Origin of the sequence: Azoarcus sp. KH32C (genome assembly GCF_000349945.1) — a bacterium.
In the GTDB taxonomy this organism is placed as follows: Bacteria; Pseudomonadota; Gammaproteobacteria; order Burkholderiales; family Rhodocyclaceae; genus Aromatoleum.
Genome location: NC_020516.1, coordinates 3,287,136 through 3,304,648, shown reverse-complemented (window position 1 = coordinate 3,304,648; position 17,513 = coordinate 3,287,136). Strand labels below are relative to the sequence as shown.

Genomic DNA, 17,513 nt, shown 5'->3' with positions numbered 1-17,513 from the left:
CCTGCCCGTGTTACACGTCAACCTCAGGACGACTTGCGGACGCGCAGATACCATTCGCACAGCAGTCGAACCTGCTTCTCGGTGTACCCCTTCTCGATCATGCGGTTGACGAAGTCTTGGTGCTTCTTCTGCTCGTCGACGCTGGCCTTGGCGTTGAAGCTGATCACAGGCAGCAGTTCTTCGGTGTTCGAGAACATCTTCTTCTCGATCACGCCGCGCAGCTTTTCGTAACTCGTCCAGCTCGGGTTCTTGCCGTCGTGCTTGGCCCGCGCGCGCAGGACGAAGTTCACCACCTCGTTGCGGAAGTCCTTCGGATTGCTGATCCCGGCCGGCTTCTCGATCTTCTCGAGCTCGTCGTTCAGCGCCGAACGGTCGAGGATTTCCCCGGTGTTCGGATCGCGGAACTCCTGGTCTTGGATCCAGAAGTCGGCGTACGTCACGTAGCGGTCGAAGATGTTCTGGCCGTATTCGGAATAGCTTTCGAGATACGCCGTCTGGATCTCCTTGCCGATGAATTCGGCATAGCGCGGCGCGAGGAACTCCTTGATGAAGCCGAGGTAGCGCGCCTCGGTCTCGGGAGGATACTGCTCCTGCTCGATCTGCTGTTCAAGCACGTACATCAGATGAACCGGGTTCGCAGCCACCTCGCGGTGGTCGAAGTTGAATACCTTCGACAGCGCCTTGAAGGCGAAGCGCGTGGACAGCCCGGTCATCCCCTCGTCGACCCCTGCGTAGTCCCGATACTCCTGATAGCTCTTCGCCTTCGGGTCGGTATCCTTCAGATTCTCGCCGTCGTAGATCCGCATCTTCGAATAGATGCTTGAATTCTCGGGCTCTTTCAGTCGCGACAGAACGGCAAACTGCGCCATCATCTTCAGTGTATCCGGTGCGCACGGCGCCGCGGACAGCGAGCTGTGGAAGAGCAGCTTCTCGTAGATGTGCACCTCGTCCGACAGGCGCAGGCAATATGGCACCTTCACCGTGTAGATGCGGTCGAGGAAAGCCTCGTTGTTGCGGTTGTTCTTGAATGCCATCCACTCGGACTCGTTCGAGTGCGCCATCACGATGCCGTCGAAGGGGATCGCGCCGAAGCCCTCGGTGCCTTTGTAGTTGCCTTCCTGCGTCGCAGTCAGCAAGGGGTGCAAGACCTTGATCGGCGCCTTGAACATCTCGACGAATTCGAGCAGACCACGGTTGGCGAGGCATAAGCCGCCCGAATAGCTGTAGGCGTCCGGATCGTCCTGCGAATACTGCTCGAGCTTGCGGATATCGATCTTGCCGACCAGGGACGAAATGTCCTGGTTGTTCTCGTCGCCCGGCTCGGTCTTCGCGACCGCGATCTGCCGCAGCACCGAGGGGCGCAGCTTCACCACGCGGAAGCGTGTGATATCGCCATTGAACTCGTGGAGCCGCTTGACGGCCCACGGGCTCATGATCGTATTCAGGTAGCGTCGTGGGATGCCGAAATCGTCTTCCAGTAGTTTGCCGTCCTCGCGCACGTCGAAGAGCCCGAGGGGCGACTCGTGCACCGGCGAGCCCTTGATCGCATAGAAGGGCACATGCTCGATCAGCGACTTGAGCTTTTCGGCCAGCGAGGACTTGCCGCCGCCGACCGGACCGAGCAGGTAGAGGATCTGCTTCTTCTCTTCCAGGCCCTGCGCAGCGTGGCGGAAATACGACACGATGTGCTCGATCACCTCTTCCATGCCATAAAAGTCACGGAAGGCGGGATATAGCTTGAGCACCTTGTTGGAAAATATGCGCGACAGGCGAGGATCCAGACGTGTATCCACAAGTTCCGGCTCGCCGATCGCCATCAGCATCCGCTCGGCCGAGGTGGCGTAGGCCGAGGGGTCGGACTTGCACAATTCGAGGTACTCCTGAATCGACATCTCTTCTTCGCGGGCCGCCTCGAAGCGGGCCTGATAGGCATTGAAGATGGTCATCTGGATCTCTCCTGTGAGGTCGAGCCCTTTGCCGACACCCGTCAGAGGGTGGCTAAGGCTGCAAGTTCCTTGTCAACTCATTCCATGGTCAAGCGCTCCAGGACCTATTTTGCGACCGGAAGCACGCTGGAAGGAAGGGTGTTTCGCTGTGTTAGAATGAAATTTTTTCCGGATGCGCCCGCGCGCCGTCATTCCCTGTCGACGATCGTCGTCGCGTGGGGCAGGCGAGCGGGCTACTTTTCACTAGTCAGGGATTGTTAAGGTAATGCAGACCAACCAGGAAACTCTGGGCGCGCTGGAGCGCCGCATCGATATGTCCGTGCTGACCGCCGACATCGACAAAGATGTCGACGCGCGTCTTTCGCGCATGGCCCGCACCGTCAAGATGCCGGGCTTCCGCCCGGGCAAGGTGCCGATGAAGATCGTCGCCCAGACCTATGGCGCCCAGGCGCGTTCCGAAGCGATCGGCGCTGCCGTCGAAAAGGCCTTCGGCGACAAGGTACGCGAGCAGAATCTGCGTGTCGCCGGCTATCCGCGCATCGAGCCGAAGGAAGCGGCCGGTGACGGCCTGCTGGAATTCAGCGCCGTTTTCGAGGTCTATCCGCAAGTGCCGCTGGGCGAGCTGTCGGGCCAGAAGGTCGAGCGCCCCGTGCTGACGGTGGGAGATGCGGAAGTCGACAAGACGATCGAAGTGCTTCGCAAGCAGCGTACGACGTTCTCGCGCGTCGAGCGGGCTGCTGCCGAGGGCGATCGCGTGGCGATCGACTTTGCCGGCCGCAAGGACGGCGAACTGTTCGAAGGCGGTCAAGCCACCGACTTCCCCTTCGTGATCGGCGCCGGCTCGATGCTGAAGGACTTCGAAGAAGCTGTGAAGGGTCTCACGGCTGGGGAAAGCAAGACTTTCGACATGACCTTCCCCGAGGACTACCATGCGCGTAATCTGGCTGGGCAGACCGTCCAGTTCGAGATCACGGTGAAGGGCGTCGAAGAGGCCGTGCTGCCTGCGATCGATGGCGATCTCGCCCGTTCGCTCGGCGTTGCCGATGGCGATGTCGCGAAGCTGCGCGACGAAGTCCGCGCGAATCTGGAGCGCGAGGTGAAGCGTCGCATCCAGGCCCGCGTCAAGGAGCAGGTCATGGAAGCGCTGTTGGCGGCCAACCCGATCGAAGTGCCGAAGGCGCTGGTCGAAGCCGAAGCCAATCAGCTGGCAGAAAACGCTAAGCGTGATCTTGAAATGCGGGGCATGAAGACCAAAGATATTCCCGTGGAAGCCGCCTGGTTCTCCGAACAGGCCGTGCGCCGCGTGAAGCTCGGTCTGATCATGGCGGAACTCGTGAAGGCCAAGGAACTCTTCGCGAAGCCCGAGCAGGTCCGTGCGCTGGTCGAAGACATGGCCCAGAGCTACGAAGACCCGGCTGAACTGGTGCGCTGGTACTATGGTCAACCGGACCGTCTCGCACAGGCCGAAGCCGTTGTGATCGAGGACAACGTGGTCGAATGGGTGGTGTCGCAGGCCAAGACCACCGACAACGCGGTGTCGTTTGACGAATTGATGGGTAATAACGCGGCCTGATTGCCGCAAAGGTCGAAGAAATGAGCAACGTAGCGCCACAATCGGGCAGCAACTGGGATCCGGTCGGCCTCGGCATGGTGCCGATGGTGATCGAACAGAGTGGTCGCGGCGAACGAGCCTATGACATCTACTCGCGCCTTCTGAAGGAGCGGGTGGTGTTCCTCGTCGGGCCCGTGAATGACGTCACGGCGAACCTGATCGTGGCGCAGTTGCTGTTTCTCGAGTCCGAAAACCCGGACAAGGACATCTTCTTCTACATTAACTCCCCGGGTGGCTCGGTGTCCGCCGGGATGGCTATCTACGATACGATGCAGTTCGTCAAGCCTGACGTCAGCACGCTCTGCATTGGCCAGGCCGCGAGCATGGGCTCCTTCCTGCTTGCTGCCGGGGCGAAGGGCAAGCGCTTCTGCCTGCCGAATTCGCGGGTGATGATCCATCAACCACTCGGCGGGTTCCAGGGCCAGGCGTCCGACATCGAGATCCATGCTCGCGAAATCCTGAACATCCGCGCACGGCTGAACGAAATGCTGGCGAAGCACACCGGCCAGCCGGTCGAGAGGATTGAAAAGGACACGGATCGGGACAATTTCATGTCGGCCAAGGATGCGCTCGAATACGGCATCGTCGACAAGGTCCTGACGACGCGGGCCGAGGCCTGATTCTTACGAGAGGAAGACCATGACGGAGAAAAAAGCAGGCGGCGAAAAGCTGCTGTACTGCTCGTTTTGCGGAAAGAGCCAGCATGAGGTGCGTAAACTCATCGCTGGTCCGTCGGTCTTTATCTGCGACGAGTGCATCGAACTCTGCAACGACATCATCCGCGACGAACTCGCCCAGGTCGGCGAGTCTGAGGGGGCCGGCAACAAGCTGCCGACCCCGCAGGAGATCTGCGAGATCCTGAATCAGTACGTGATCGGCCAGCCACAGGCGAAGCGTATTCTGTCGGTCGCCGTGTACAACCATTACAAGCGTCTGCGCCACATCTCGGGCAAGAAGGAAGACGTCGAGCTGTCGAAGAGCAACATCCTGCTGATCGGCCCGACGGGTTCCGGCAAGACGCTGCTCGCGCAGACGCTCGCACGGCTGCTCAATGTGCCGTTCGTGATGGCCGATGCGACGACGCTGACCGAAGCCGGCTACGTCGGCGAGGACGTCGAGAACATCATTCAGAAACTGCTGCAGAAGTGCGACTACGATGTCGAGAAGGCGCAGCAGGGGATCGTCTATATCGACGAAATCGACAAGATTTCGCGCAAGTCGGACAACCCATCGATCACGCGTGACGTGTCCGGCGAGGGTGTGCAGCAGGCGCTGCTGAAGCTGATCGAAGGCACTATCGCCTCGATTCCGCCGCAAGGCGGGCGCAAGCATCCCAACCAGGATTTCATCCAGGTCGACACCACCAACATTCTCTTCATCTGTGGCGGGGCTTTCGACGGTCTGGAAAAGGTCATCCGCAACCGTACCGAGAAGATCGGCATCGGCTTCGGTGCCGAAGTGAAGAGCCGGCAGGGGAAGGACGTCTCCGAGTCCTTCCGTCAGGTCGAGCCCGAGGATCTGGTCAAGTTCGGCCTGATCCCCGAATTCGTCGGCCGTCTGCCGGTTGTTGCAACCTTGCAGGAACTCGACGAGGCCGCGCTGATCCAGATTCTCATCGAACCGAAGAACGCGCTCGTGAAGCAGTACCAGAAGCTGTTCGGCATGGAAGGCGTAGAGCTGGAAATCCGCACCCCGGCCCTGCACGCGATCGCCCGCAAGGCGATCCGGCGCAAGACTGGGGCACGGGGTTTGCGGTCGATCCTCGAAGCTGCGTTGCTCGACATCATGTACGACCTGCCGACCATGAAAGGGGTCGAAAAGGTCGTGATCGACGAAGGTACCATCGAAGAGGGTGCCCGACCGCTGCTTATTTACGCAGATCAGCAGAAGGTTTCCGGTTCAAACTGAAACCGGTTTCGCGCGCCGCTTGATTTTCTGTAGTCGAGCCCCCATGTGGGCTCGACCAGTCCTTTCGAGGTAACAATAATCATGTCAAGCCCGCTTGACCTCCCCGACGAGCCGATGGAGCTCCCCCTCCTGCCACTGCGCGATGTGGTGGTGTTCCCTCACATGGTGATACCGCTGTTCGTGGGGCGGCCCAAATCCATCAAGGCGCTTGAAAACGCGATGGAGGCGGGCAAGGGCATCCTGCTGGTTGCGCAGAAGTCTGCGGCCAAGGATGAACCGTCCGAAACCGACCTGTACCAAGTCGGCTGCATCGCGAACATCCTGCAAATGCTGAAGCTGCCCGACGGCACCATCAAGGTGCTGGTGGAGGGCGTGCGCCGCGCGGTGGTGGATTCGGTCGAGGACCTGCGCACGGTCTTCGTTGCCAAGGTCACGCCGCTGCCGCCGGAAGAAGGTGGCAACAACGAACTGGAAGCGATGCGCCGCGCGATCATCGCGCAGTTCGACCAGTACGTGAAACTGAACAAGAAGATCCCGCCGGAGATCCTCGCGTCCCTCGGCGGCATCGAGGAACCCGGTCGCCTTGCCGATACCATCGCTGCGCACCTGCCGCTCAAGCTCGAGCAGAAGCAGGAGGTGCTCGAGATGTCCGACATCGGCCAGCGCCTTGAGCGCCTGCTGTCCCAGCTCGAGACGGAGCTCGACATTCTCCAGGTAGAAAAGCGCATCCGCGGGCGCGTAAAGCGCCAGATGGAGAAGAGCCAGCGCGAGTACTACCTGAACGAACAGGTCAAGGCGATCCAGAAGGAACTCGGAGAAGGCGAGGAAGGTGCCGATTTCGAGGAGATGGAAAAGAAGATCAAGTCCGCCGGCATGACCAAGGAAGCGCTCGCGAAGGCGCAGGCCGAGCTGAAGAAGCTGCGCCTGATGTCGCCGATGTCGGCCGAAGCCACCGTCGTGCGCAACTACATCGACACGCTGGTGGGCCTGCCGTGGAAGAAGAAGTCGCGCGTGAGCAAGGATCTCGCGGAAGCCGAGAAGATCCTGGACAAGGATCACTACGGCCTCGAGCGCGTCAAGGAGCGGATCCTCGAATATCTTGCCGTGCAGCAGCGCGTCGAGAAGGTCAAGGCGCCGATCCTGTGCCTCGTCGGACCTCCTGGGGTCGGCAAGACCTCGCTCGGGCAGTCGATCGCGAAATCGACGAACCGCAAGTTCGTGCGCATGGCGCTCGGCGGTGTGCGTGACGAGGCCGAGATCCGCGGTCACCGTCGTACCTACATCGGTTCGATGCCGGGCAAGATCCTGCAGAACATGAGCAAGGTCGGCGTGAAGAACCCGCTGTTCCTCCTCGACGAAGTGGACAAGCTTGGCATGGACTTCCGCGGCGATCCGAGTTCGGCGCTGCTGGAAGTGCTCGACCCCGAGCAGAACCACACCTTCCAGGACCACTACATCGAGGTCGACTTCGACCTGTCCGACGTGATGTTCGTGGCGACGGCCAACACCCTCAACATTCCGGCCGCACTGCTCGACCGGATGGAGGTGATCCGCCTGTCCGGCTACACGGAAGACGAGAAGGTCAATATCGCGTTGCGCTACCTGCTGCCCAAGCAGATGAAGAACAACGGGCTCAAGCGCGACGAGCTCTCGGTGACCGAGGAAGCGCTGCGCGACGTGTGCCGCTACTTCACGCGCGAAGCGGGCGTGCGGAGCATGGAGCGCGAGATCTCGAAGATCTGCCGCAAGGTGGTGAAGTCGCTCGTGCTGAAGAAGCGCAGCTCGAAGATCGTCGTCAACGCGAAGAATCTCGACAAATATCTCGGGGTGCGCAAGTACTCCTTCGGTATGGCCGAGAAGGAAAACCAGATCGGCCAGGTGACGGGCCTCGCCTGGACCGAGGTTGGCGGCGAGCTGCTGACCGTCGAAGCGGTGGCGCTGCCCGGCAAGGGCAAGGTCATGACGACGGGCAAGCTCGGCGAAGTGATGCAGGAGTCAATCCAGGCAGCCCTGTCGGTCGTGCGCAAGCGCTCGCGTTCCTTGGGTATCCAGGAGGATTTCTACCAGAAGAGCGACATCCACATTCACCTGCCCGAAGGCGCGATTCCCAAGGATGGGCCGTCGGCGGGTATTGCGATCAGCACCGCTCTGGTATCCGTCCTGACGGGTATTCCGGTGCGTTGCGATGTCGCGATGACGGGTGAGATCACCTTGCGCGGTGAAGTGCTGCCGATCGGCGGGCTGAAGGAGAAGCTGCTTGCGGCAGTTCGCGGTGGGATCCGTATCGCTTTGATTCCTGAGGAAAACGTCAAGGATCTGGTCGAGATTCCGGAGAACATCAAGAACGCGCTGGAGATCCTTCCGGTACGCTGGATCGATCAGGTGCTCGAGCATGCCCTCGAACGCCGTCCGCAGCCGCTGCCCGAGCCGCTCCCGACCGAAACCCCCGCGGGGGATGCCGGCGAGGAGAGCGGGGCCGGCAAGACGGTCACCGCGCACTAAGTCGGTTCGAAACCCGCATGAAGACGCGCTGTAGCGATAGTCATATCGCTGCAGCGCGTCTTGACACTTGGGAATTGGGCGAGCTATAAAGCCCCTGCAACTCGCAACGCATTTGGAATTGGCCCGAATGCCGCGCCAGCAGGGGCTTTCGCAGCTTCGGGCTACCACTAATATCCAAGAGGGGACTTAAGTGAATAAATCCGAACTGATCGACCAGATTGCCGCGAGAGCCGAGCTCTCGAAGACGGCTGCCGGCAAAGCGCTGGATGCGGCCATCGCGGCGGTCAAAGAGGCTCTTCAACAAGACGACTCCGTGACCCTCGTCGGATTTGGTACCTTCCTGGTAGGCGAGCGTCAGGCCCGTACCGGCCGCAATCCCCGCACCGGCAAGAGCATCAAGATCAAGGGCGCCAAGGTCCCGAAGTTCAGGCCTGGCAAAGCTCTGAAAGATGCGGTAAACTAGTCGACTTTGCTGGATCGTAGCGGTTGATCCAGCCGGTGCGGGTGCTTAGCTCAGTTGGTAGAGCGTCGCCCTTACAAGGCGAATGTCAGCGGTTCGAGCCCGTTAGCACCCACCAAATACCCCGAAAGCCTGGACATGCTCCGGGCTTTTTCTTTTTCTATCCTGGAATAGCCCTTGCAGGGAGAGGATAAGCGTTTCCCCGCTAGGTCTTCCATAAAGCGATGCGTCCAGATATCTCCATCCCGCCCGACGAAGTCGAGATCACTGCGATCCGTGCGCAGGGTGCCGGCGGGCAGAACGTCAACAAGGTGTCGAACGCGGTGCATCTGCGTTTCGATATTGCCGCGTCTTCGCTGCCCGAGGAGATCAGGGAGCGCCTGCTCAAGCTTCGTGACCATCGCATCAGTGGCGACGGCGTTGTGATCATCAAGGCGCAGAAATTCCGCAGCCTTGAGAAGAACCGGATGGAAGCGCTGCGGCGATTACAGGACCTCGTTGCGAGCGTCTCGATCGTGCCGAAGGAGCGGCGGGCCACGAAGCCGACCCGCGCTTCCGTCGCAAGGCGCTTGGAAGGCAAGGCGCGGCGGGCGGTCGTGAAGGCGGGGCGGGGGAAGGTCGACGATTAGCCCTGAGCGGGGCGTCGGACGACTCAGGGCCCGTTGTCCGATCCGCTGCGTTTGCGCACGGTCTTCGGATCGCAGGTGATCGGGCGGTAGATTTCGATGCGGTCGCCGTCCTCGAGCACGGTGTCGAGGCGGACGAGCTTGCCGAAGATCCCGATCTTTTGCGTCGCCGGGTCGACTTCGGGGAATTGTTCGACGATGCCGGAACGGGTGATGGCGTCGCCGACGGTGGTGCCGTCCGCGAGGTCGATCGTGAGCCATGCCTGGCGGCGCGGGAGGGCGTAGGCGATGCCGATCTTCATGTCCGTCTCCTCATGCGACGCTGTGTGCGCCCGCCATCTGGATTCCCTTGCCGGCACGGACGTCGAGCATGCGCTTGGCGACGACCATCAGGCCTGCCGTGAGGAAGCCGCCGGGGGGCAGGATCATCATCAGCACGGCGCTGTCGGCAGGCAATATCCTGAGTTCGAGGAAACGGAATGCCGGGCCGAGCAGTAGCGAGGCGTCCGCGAAAAGCGTTCCGGCGCCGAGGATTTCCCGCACGGCGCCGATGGTGGTCAGCGCAAGCGTGAAGCCGAGGCCCATGAAGATCCCGTCGAGCAGCGAGGGCAGGACCGGCTCCTTCGCCGCGAAGGCTTCGAGCCGCGCGAGGGGCAGGCAGTTCGAGACGATCAGCGGGATGAAGAGACCCAGGACCTTGTAGAGTTCGTGCAGCCAGGCGTTCATCGTCAGATCGACGAGGGTCACCATCGCGGCGACGATCAGGATGTAGACCGGAATGCGGACTTCCTGCGTGATGCGGTCGCGGAAGAGGGCGACGAGCAGGTTGGATGCGGCCATCACGGCAGCGGTCGCGAGTCCCATGCCGAGGCCGTTGGTGGCGCTGGTGGTCATGGCCATCGTCGGGCACATGCCGAGCAGCATGCACAGGACGCCGTTGTTGTCCCAGAGGCCGTCGCGCGCGATGCGGCCGTAGTCGCTTGCCATCAGTTCGCTCCGATGATTTCGTTTCTGTGGGCGGCGAAGAAGTCGAGGCCGCCGCGGATCGCGCCGACGACGCCGCGCGGGGTGATGGTGGCGCCGGCGAACTGGTCGAAGTCGCCGCCGTCCTTCCTGACCTTCCAGCGTTCGACGGGCGGGGTGCCGAGGGCGAGGCCGGCGAAGCGCAGGATCCAGTCGCTCTTCCTGGTGTCGATCTTGTCGCCGAGGCCCGGTGTTTCCTTGTGGGCGAGGGCGCGTACGCCGAGGATGCGGCCGTCGGCATCGATGCCCAGCATCAGTCGGATCTCCCCCGCGTAGCCCGAGCCGCGAATCTCGTACGCGACGCCGGTGAGCCGGCCGTCCTTGCGGGCGCGGTAGAGGGTGAGCTCCTTGCCGTCGGTTCCTTGCAGAGTCAGGGCGTCGCTGACCGGGTTGTTGTCGCGCAGGTTTTCGGGAAGGACTTGAGCGAGTGAATTGAGTTTGTCATCGAGCGCACGCGCGGCGATGGCGTCCACGGTCATGCGGTCGGTGACGGCGAGAACGACGCCGAAGCCGAGGCAGAAGGTGCCGAGGATGGCGGCATGGACCAGCGCAGGCGGCTTCATGCTTTCTCCTTGAGCGGCAGTGCTTGGCCGTCGCGACGGCGTCCGAAGATGCGCGGCCGGGTGTATTGGTCGATGATCGGCGCGAGGGCATTCATCAGCAGGATCGCGAAGGCCATGCCTTCGGGGTAGCCGGCGAAGGTCCGGATGACCCAGGTGAGGAGGCCGCAACCGACGCCGAAGACGAGCTGGCCGGTTTTCGAGACCGGCGACGTCACGTAGTCGGTCGCGATGAAGAATGCGCCGAGGAAGCTTGCGCCCGAGAGGAGGTGAAAGCTTCCATCGGCGAAGCGGGCGGGATCGATGGCGTGGAACAAGGTGCCTGCCAGGAACAGGCTGCCGAGGACGGCGGCCGGGATGTGCCAGGAGATGATCCGCCGGGCCATCAGATAGAGTCCGCCGGCGAGGATCAGGAGGGCCGAGGTTTCGCCGAGGCTGCCTGCGCGCAGGCCGAGGCTCATGTCGCGAAGCGGCGGGATGCCGGTGACGGACTCGCTCGCCGGGATGCCGCGCGTCAATTCGGTCTTGACGTGGCCCAGCGCCGTGGCGGACGTGATCGCGTCCAGGCGCTCGCTGCCGAAAGTGATCGCGAGGGATCTGGAAAGATCGGGTGCGTCGGCGGAGGAGAGTGGCTGTGGGGCGACCCAAGCCGTCATCACGACAGGGAAGGACACGAGCAGGGCCACGCGGGCGACCATCGCAGGATTGAAGACGTTCTGACCGAGACCGCCGAAAGCATGTTTGGCCAGCGCGATCGCGAAGATTGCGCCGAGTACGCCGATCCACCACGGCGCCCAGGGCGGTAGGCTCATCGCGAGCAGCCAGCCGGTGAGTGCGGCCGAGCCGTCGGCAAGTCCGTCCGCCACGGAGCGGCCCGCGATGGCGAGACAGCCGGCTTCGACGGCCACGCAGGCGCTAATTGTGACCGCGAAGAGCAGGATCGCCGGCCAGCCGAAAAGCCAGGCGTCGAAGGCGGTGGCCGGCGCGAGCCCCAGCAGGACGGCGATCATGGTTTGGCTGACGCTGTTCGGGGCGTGGCCGAACGGGCCGCTCCGTTCGGGAGAGCTTGGGCTCATGGCGTGACCTTTTCTTCGTTTGCACTCATCGCTGCGGCCTCGCGGGCTGCAGCCGCGGCGCGCTTGACTGCTGCGGCTTTTTCGAGGCGCAGCTTGTGCGCTTCGGCGAGCGTCCGCGTTTGTTCGAGCTTGCGTTGGGCGAGTGCGTCCGCGTTGAGCCGTCCTTTGGCGTAGTTGAAGTACTGGACGAGCGGGATGTGGGAGGGGCAGGCCCATGCGCAGCTGCCGCAGGACAGGCAGTCCTGTACTCCGAGCGCGGCGGCGCGGTCGAGGTGGTCCTTGCGGATCAGCGCGGCGAGCTCGACCGGCACGAGGCCGCAGGGGCAGGCGCTGACGCAGTTGCCGCAGCGGATGCAGGGGCCGGCTGGGCGTTCGGCGGTTTCCTCGGCCGTCAGAGCGAGGATGCCCGAGGTGCCCTTGACCAGCGGGACCTCGAGGCTCCTGAGCGGCTGGCCCATCATCGGCCCGCCGCTGACAAGACGACGAGGCTCGACGGCCAGTCCGCCGCAGAAGGCGACGAGGTCGGCGAGGAGCGTGCCGATGGGCGCTTCGATGTTCTTCGGTTCGCGCACTGCGCCGCCGCTGACCGTGACGACTCGGTGGGTGAGCGGAAGGCCGAAACGGACGGCGAGGTGCACGGCCCGGGCAGTGGCGACGTTGTGCACGACGACGCCGACGTCCGCGGTGAGCCTCTTGGCGGGCGTTTCGCGGCCGGTGATGGCCTGCACGAGGTGGCGCTCGGAGCCCATCGGGTATTGCACGGGAACGGCAAGGACCTGGACGTTGGGGAACGGTGCCGCGGTGCAGGTTAGGATGTGGATCGCTTCCGGCTTGTTGGCCTCGACGGCGATGACGACACTCGGGGCACCGAGGGCGTGGGCCATCAGTCGTGCCCCGTCGACAACGGCATCGGCGTGTTCGCGCATGACTCGGTCGTCGCAGGTCAGATAGGGCTCGCACTCGGCGCCGTTGATGAGCAGGATGTCGAGGGGGCGTTGCTCGCCGAGCCCGAGCTTCACCGCTGACGGAAAGGCGGCACCGCCCAGGCCGACGATGCCCGATTGGGCGACGCGCTCGCGGATTGCCTGCGGCGGTGCGTCGAACGGGGCGGCGATGGGGTCGGGAAGGGGTGCCGATTCGTCCTTGCCGTCAGGGACGAGGACGATCATCGGCTGCGGAAGGCCGGACGGATGTGTGCCGGGGAGCTCGGTGATCGCCTCGACGGTGCCCGAGGTTGGAGCGTGTTGGGCGGCGGACACTGGCCCCCGGCCGCGGGCGAGGAGTTGGCCTTTCCTGACATACGCGCCGGCGGCGACCAATGCTTCGGCCGGCGCACCGATGTGCTGTTGCAGCGGAATGAACAGCCTTGCCGGCAGGGGCAGGGGGACGATCGGGCTTTCGCTCGAAAGCTCCTTGCGGTAGTCCGGATGGATGCCGCCGCGGATCGGGAAGAGTTTCATGGCTTCAATGTGCGCAGGCGGACGCGGATTGAGGTTTGGGCCAGTGCCACGTGGCGAGCGTCGGCGACACGGGGAGCATCGCGATCGCGTCGGTCGGGCAGACCTGCGCGCACTTGCCGCAGCCGTGGCACGCCTCGGAGATGACGGTGTGCATGAGCTTCGTTGCTCCGAGGATCGCGTCGACCGAGCATTCCTTGAGGCAGCGCGTGCAGCCGATGCAGAGGTCTTCGTCGATGAAGGCGTATTCCGGGCCCTTCTCGACGTGTTCCGAGAGATCGGCGCTGACGCCGAGCTTTTTTGCGAGCGCCTCGGCGACGGCTTTGCCGCCGGGTGGGCAGACCGTCACGGGTGCTTCACCACGGGCGAGTGCCGCGGCAGCCTGTCCGCAGCCGACGAAGCCGCACTGGCCGCACTGCGAACCGGGCAGCATCGACTTCAGTTCTTCTTCGAGCGGGTCTTCCCGGACTGCCAGGAAGCGCGCCGCCGTGCCGAGCAGGCCGCCGAGTGCCGCTCCCATGATCGTGAGGCTGCCGATGTCGATCAGCATGGTGGGCTCCTAGTTGGTGCTCATTCCGGAAAAACCCATGAAGGCCAGCGCGAGCAGTCCGGCCGTGAGGAAGCCGACCGGCGGGCCGGCGAAGAGGCGCGGCACGTCTGCCAGCGCGAGGCGTTCGCGCAGGCCTGCGAAGATCACCATCACGAGGCTGTAGCCGATCGACGAGGCGAAGGCGAAGAGGGCGCTGGCGAAGAAGTTCATCCTTGCTTCGACAAGCAGCAGGGCGACACCGAGCACGGCGCAGTTGGTCGTGATCAGCGGGAGGTAGATGCCCAGCATCTGGAAGAGCGACGGCGAGATCTTGCGTACCGTCATCTCCGTGAATTGCACGGCCGCGGCGATGACGAGAATGAAGGTCACGGTGCGGAGGTAGCCGAGACCCTGTGGCTGGAGCAGCCAGGTTTCGACGGCCCAGTCGATCATCGACGAGATCGTGATGACGAAGGTGGTCGCCATGCCCATGCCGACGGCGGTATCGACGCGGGTCGTGACGCCCATGAAGGAGCACAGGCCGAGGAAGCGCGCGAGGATGACGTTGTTGACCAGCGCGGCGCTGATGAAGAGAAGGACGTATTCCCGCATTTCAGCGGTGCTCCTGATGGCAATCGAGGGGATTGGCGATGCGGCGCACCAACCGGGGCGTGACTTCGCCGCGGGCGGCGAGAAGGCGTGCCAATACGCGGGAGAGGCCGAGGCCGATCGTGAGACCGGCGAGGCTCGCGACGACAGTGACGGCGTCACGCCCGGCTATTGCCTGCGCCAGTGCGCCGACCGCAAACATTGTGACCAGTGGAATTGCGTAGGCGGTGAGACTTGCCTTGACCAATGCATCCTCCCGCACGCCGACGACGACGCGCTCGCCGACGGCGAGACCCGCAGCGCCCGCCAGCGGGAAACGCCGCGCCTCGAGCCGGCTCGCCAGGGTGCCGATGCCTTTGCTGCCGCAGGTCGCCGCCGAGGCACACCCGCCGCAACTGCCTCCCTGTTCGGGTTCGAGCCACGCGATGCCCTCGCGGATCGCGACGACGCGTGCCGTGCCTTCCATCAGCGCAGGCATGTCGCTGGCGTCGCAGGAGATTGAAGCCGTCATCGTTTTCAAGCCTTAGGAGGGACCATGCGTCCGAAGTCTGCACGAGACTGCCCCGACAGCCGCCCCCTTGCGCGGGGGGCTGTCAGGCATATCCCGATCGGATTTGAGTGAGAGTGGGGTGAGAGTGCGGCTCAGCCGCCGGCGATGATGGGCACGAAGGTCACCTGGTCGCCGTCGTGCAGCGCCGCGTCGCGTTCGCCGGAGAGAATCATGCGGCCGTTGATGGCGACGTTCCACGAATGGTCGTTCAGAGCCTCGCGTGCTTCGGGCAGGCGGCGGCGCAGGGCGTCGCGAAGTGCGATGACGTTCGACACCGGTTCGTCGACGACGAGGTGCTTCTCCGGTGCGCCGGGCAAGGCCTGCGGCAGTTCGACGTGGACTGCGAAGCCGGTCGTCGCGCGCGCGAGTCTCTCATGCCAGTCGGCCTTCGGAACGCCTTCCGCATTCAGGCCGGTGATCTCGTAAAAGCGCGCCTTGGTTGCCTCGAACTCCTTGCGGTCGACCTTTTCGCCCTTGAACGGTCCGACCTCGATCTCTTCCTCGAACCAACGGCGCGGCAGCGTGTCGTCCTTGGCGCGCAGGCCGAGGCGGAAGTTGATCAGGCGTTCGAGACCGGTGATGTTGCGTCCGATCTCATTGAGCTCTTCGCCGCTGAAACCGAGCTCCGTTGCGGCCGAGAGCTGGGTCGCGAAGTCCCCGCAGTCGGGCGTCGTCGGCGAGTTGAAGAGCTTGGTGTTGAAGCGGCACATGCCGACCGAGTCGCCGACCGCGTACGTGTTCTCGCAACGCCGAACCGCGATCTCCTTGCCCTCATACCGGTTCGGCTCGGGCGCGACGGTGCCGCCGTAGAGTTGGGTCTTGAACGGTGCGTCGTCGTTGATGCGGGCGTTGATTTCGAGCGTCACGCGATTTCGGAGGTGGTCCATGCCGCGGGTCGCGACGGAGAGGCCCAGGGCGAAGGCTTTCAGGATGCGCGAGTCGTGCGGATCGGACTGGAAAAGGCCCTTGACCGCCATGCGGTAGTCGAGCGCTTCGGCGGGGTATTTGCCGCGTTCGACGGCGCGAGCGGAGTCCGCGATGGTGTCGCCGAAGCCTTCGCGCTTCGCGGTCATGAAGAGCAGCTTCTCGACGGTATCGTAGTTACCCCAGGAAAGATTCAGCCCGTCAGTGTGGCGCGCGTCGATGATGCCGCGTTGCCACAGCTCCATCGCCCACGAGATCGCGCTGCCGGTCGAAGCCGAGTCGAGCCCGAGGTCGTTGAGGATGTTGTTGAGGCGGAGGATCTGTTCCGGCTCTTTGAGCCCGATCATCGGGCCGAATTTGCCGACCGTGACGTACTCCGGGCCGTCGCCCTTGTCGTACTGGTCGAACTTGCCGTCGTTGCGGACGCCGTTGTAGGTGCGCTGCTTGCCGTGTTCGACGTCGGCCTGCGCCTTGTCGTAGCTGGCGTTGCCCTTCAGACCCTTGAGGGCTGCCGAACCCCAGCCGCCCTTGCCTTCGGGGGTCATGTCGTTCTGGTTGCGGCAATGGACGGGGCACTTGAAGCAGCCGTCCATGCCGGGGCGGTAGGGGTCGAAGTTGTCGGCATCGAGCGTCTCGTGCCAGGCGGTCTTCTGGTTGTTCAGGGTGCCGAGCGCGCCGAGCACGCGCGAGGGCTTGTACAGGAAGGGCGTGCCAACCTGCTTGAGGGCGTTCTTGATCACCGAGGTCGAGGTGATCTTCTTGCCGATCACCTTGTTGTGCGCCTTGAGCTCCGCGACCTTCGGCGCTTCGCCGGGTTTGCCGTGCACCATGATCGCCTTCAGGCGCAGCGCGCCCATCTTCGCGCCGCCGCCGCCGCGCGCCCAGATCGCCTTGATGCCGCCCATGATGCCGCTGCAGAGCACGAGGTTCTCGCCGGCGCTCGTGATGCGCGCGAGTGCCATGTCCTTGCGCTCGGTGCATTCGAAATCGCGTTCGATCGCGCCGGGCAGTTCGAGATTGTCGAGGCCGAGATAGGGCTTGGCGTCGAGGAACTGCACTTCCTCGTGAGCGATGCGCAGCAGCGTCCATTGCGGCGCCAAGCCGTACAGCACGACGTGGTCGTAGCCGTGACGCTTGACGAAGGAGGGGAAGTAGTCGCCGCCGTTGGTGTCGAGGATGGCCTGGCTGTCGGGCGAGCGGCTCGTGAAGTTGCCGCGGGTCGCGGCCGGCATGTCGCCGGTGAGCGTGCCCGCGCCGAAGATCAGGGGAATTTCCGGGTCGAGCGCGTCGCGGTCTTCCTGCAGCAGGTTGTAGAGCAGGTACATGTTCGCGCCGCGCCCGCCGAGGTAGGTGCGCAGCACGTCGAGCGGCAGATATTTGCGGCGTGTTTCCCGCCGTTCGAGGTCGACGAACAGGACGGCGCCTTGGGTTGGATACTGCGGCGCATCGTACAGGCGCACACACAATTGTTCGACCTTGTCCCTGATTCCCATTGCCGTCTCCGGTGATTCGTCATCTGCGAATAAGTGTGTCAATAAAATAGTTTGAAGTCAAACAAAAAAATGGGTGACCCCTTGATTCTGCGGGGAGTGGCGACGGACCGACGCCCTTCGTCGTGCCGTTTCGCCGGAATATCAAGGAAGGCGCGGGATCCGTCGAAACGGTTCGTGAAACGAGGCGATCGGAGCGCTTATAGTGCACTGCAAGATAATTTGATATCCATCAAGTTAA

The 17,513-nt window shown here is 63.3% G+C and carries 16 protein-coding genes and 1 tRNA gene; 7 read left to right on the top strand and 10 right to left on the bottom strand.

What is annotated here, in order from left to right; all coding sequences use genetic code 11:
- Nucleotides 1-23: 23 nt before the first annotated feature.
- Nucleotides 24-1,946: a PrkA family serine protein kinase gene (locus tag AZKH_RS14565; protein WP_015436548.1), complete on the bottom strand. Its 1,923-nt coding sequence runs from the start codon at nucleotides 1,944-1,946 to the stop codon at nucleotides 24-26.
- A gap of 265 nt (nucleotides 1,947-2,211) precedes the next feature.
- On the opposite strand from AZKH_RS14565, the gene tig reads away from it, so the two are divergent.
- The 7 genes from tig to arfB all read left to right on the top strand — a co-directional run bounded on the left by tig (nucleotide 2,212) and on the right by arfB (nucleotide 9,057).
- Entirely contained in the window at nucleotides 2,212-3,519 is a 1,308-nt protein-coding gene (gene tig / locus AZKH_RS14560) for a trigger factor (protein WP_015436547.1), read from the top strand.
- 20 nt (nucleotides 3,520-3,539) lie between these two features.
- On the top strand, nucleotides 3,540-4,178 hold the full coding sequence (clpP, locus tag AZKH_RS14555) for an ATP-dependent Clp endopeptidase proteolytic subunit ClpP (RefSeq protein WP_015436546.1): 639 nt from the start codon (nucleotides 3,540-3,542) through the stop codon (nucleotides 4,176-4,178).
- Nucleotides 4,179-4,197: 19 nt separating this feature from the next.
- Nucleotides 4,198-5,466, top strand: a complete 1,269-nt coding sequence (gene clpX, locus AZKH_RS14550; protein WP_015436545.1) for an ATP-dependent Clp protease ATP-binding subunit ClpX — start codon at nucleotides 4,198-4,200, stop codon at nucleotides 5,464-5,466.
- A gap of 81 nt (nucleotides 5,467-5,547) precedes the next feature.
- Entirely contained in the window at nucleotides 5,548-7,968 is a 2,421-nt protein-coding gene (lon, locus tag AZKH_RS14545; RefSeq protein ID WP_015436544.1) for an endopeptidase La, read from the top strand.
- Between the two features lie 190 nt (nucleotides 7,969-8,158).
- The gene (locus AZKH_RS14540; RefSeq protein WP_015436543.1) at nucleotides 8,159-8,431 is read left to right on the top strand and encodes an HU family DNA-binding protein; all 273 of its coding nucleotides are present in this window, start codon (nucleotides 8,159-8,161) and stop codon (nucleotides 8,429-8,431) included.
- 39 nt (nucleotides 8,432-8,470) lie between these two features.
- Nucleotides 8,471-8,546 (top strand) — tRNA-Val (locus AZKH_RS14535).
- 106 nt (nucleotides 8,547-8,652) lie between these two features.
- The gene (arfB, locus tag AZKH_RS14530; RefSeq protein WP_015436542.1) at nucleotides 8,653-9,057 is read left to right on the top strand and encodes an alternative ribosome rescue aminoacyl-tRNA hydrolase ArfB; all 405 of its coding nucleotides are present in this window, start codon (nucleotides 8,653-8,655) and stop codon (nucleotides 9,055-9,057) included.
- A 23-nt stretch (nucleotides 9,058-9,080) separates the two neighbouring features.
- On the opposite strand, the gene AZKH_RS14525 is transcribed toward arfB, so the two are convergent.
- The 9 genes from AZKH_RS14525 to AZKH_RS14485 all read right to left on the bottom strand — a co-directional run bounded on the left by AZKH_RS14525 (nucleotide 9,081) and on the right by AZKH_RS14485 (nucleotide 17,275).
- Complete coding sequence (locus AZKH_RS14525) at nucleotides 9,081-9,356, bottom strand: RnfH family protein (protein ID WP_015436541.1); 276 nt, start codon at nucleotides 9,354-9,356, stop codon at nucleotides 9,081-9,083.
- Between the two features lie 10 nt (nucleotides 9,357-9,366).
- Entirely contained in the window at nucleotides 9,367-10,041 is a 675-nt protein-coding gene (locus AZKH_RS14520; RefSeq protein WP_015436540.1) for an electron transport complex subunit E, read from the bottom strand.
- Nucleotides 10,041-10,640 (bottom strand): electron transport complex subunit RsxG, encoded by a 600-nt coding sequence (gene rsxG / locus AZKH_RS14515; protein WP_015436539.1) that lies wholly within the window; start codon nucleotides 10,638-10,640, stop codon nucleotides 10,041-10,043. Before rsxG ends, AZKH_RS14520 begins: the two co-directional genes overlap by 1 nt.
- Nucleotides 10,637-11,713, bottom strand: coding sequence for an RnfABCDGE type electron transport complex subunit D (locus AZKH_RS14510; protein ID WP_015436538.1), 1,077 nt, complete (start codon nucleotides 11,711-11,713; stop codon nucleotides 10,637-10,639). Before AZKH_RS14510 ends, rsxG begins: the two co-directional genes overlap by 4 nt.
- On the bottom strand, nucleotides 11,710-13,173 hold the full coding sequence (gene rsxC / locus AZKH_RS14505; RefSeq protein ID WP_015436537.1) for an electron transport complex subunit RsxC: 1,464 nt from the start codon (nucleotides 13,171-13,173) through the stop codon (nucleotides 11,710-11,712). Before rsxC ends, AZKH_RS14510 begins: the two co-directional genes overlap by 4 nt.
- Before the next feature lie 4 nt (nucleotides 13,174-13,177).
- Complete coding sequence (locus tag AZKH_RS14500) at nucleotides 13,178-13,720, bottom strand: RnfABCDGE type electron transport complex subunit B (RefSeq protein WP_015436536.1); 543 nt, start codon at nucleotides 13,718-13,720, stop codon at nucleotides 13,178-13,180.
- Nucleotides 13,721-13,729: 9 nt separating this feature from the next.
- Nucleotides 13,730-14,311, bottom strand: coding sequence for an electron transport complex subunit RsxA (gene rsxA, locus AZKH_RS14495; protein WP_015436535.1), 582 nt, complete (start codon nucleotides 14,309-14,311; stop codon nucleotides 13,730-13,732).
- A 1-nt stretch (nucleotide 14,312) separates the two neighbouring features.
- Nucleotides 14,313-14,819 (bottom strand): SoxR reducing system RseC family protein, encoded by a 507-nt coding sequence (locus AZKH_RS14490; protein ID WP_041656217.1) that lies wholly within the window; start codon nucleotides 14,817-14,819, stop codon nucleotides 14,313-14,315.
- Nucleotides 14,820-14,950: 131 nt separating this feature from the next.
- A complete protein-coding gene (locus AZKH_RS14485; RefSeq protein WP_015436533.1) occupies nucleotides 14,951-17,275 on the bottom strand; it encodes an aldehyde ferredoxin oxidoreductase C-terminal domain-containing protein in 2,325 nt (774 codons plus the stop codon).
- Nucleotides 17,276-17,513: the final 238 nt, after the last annotated feature.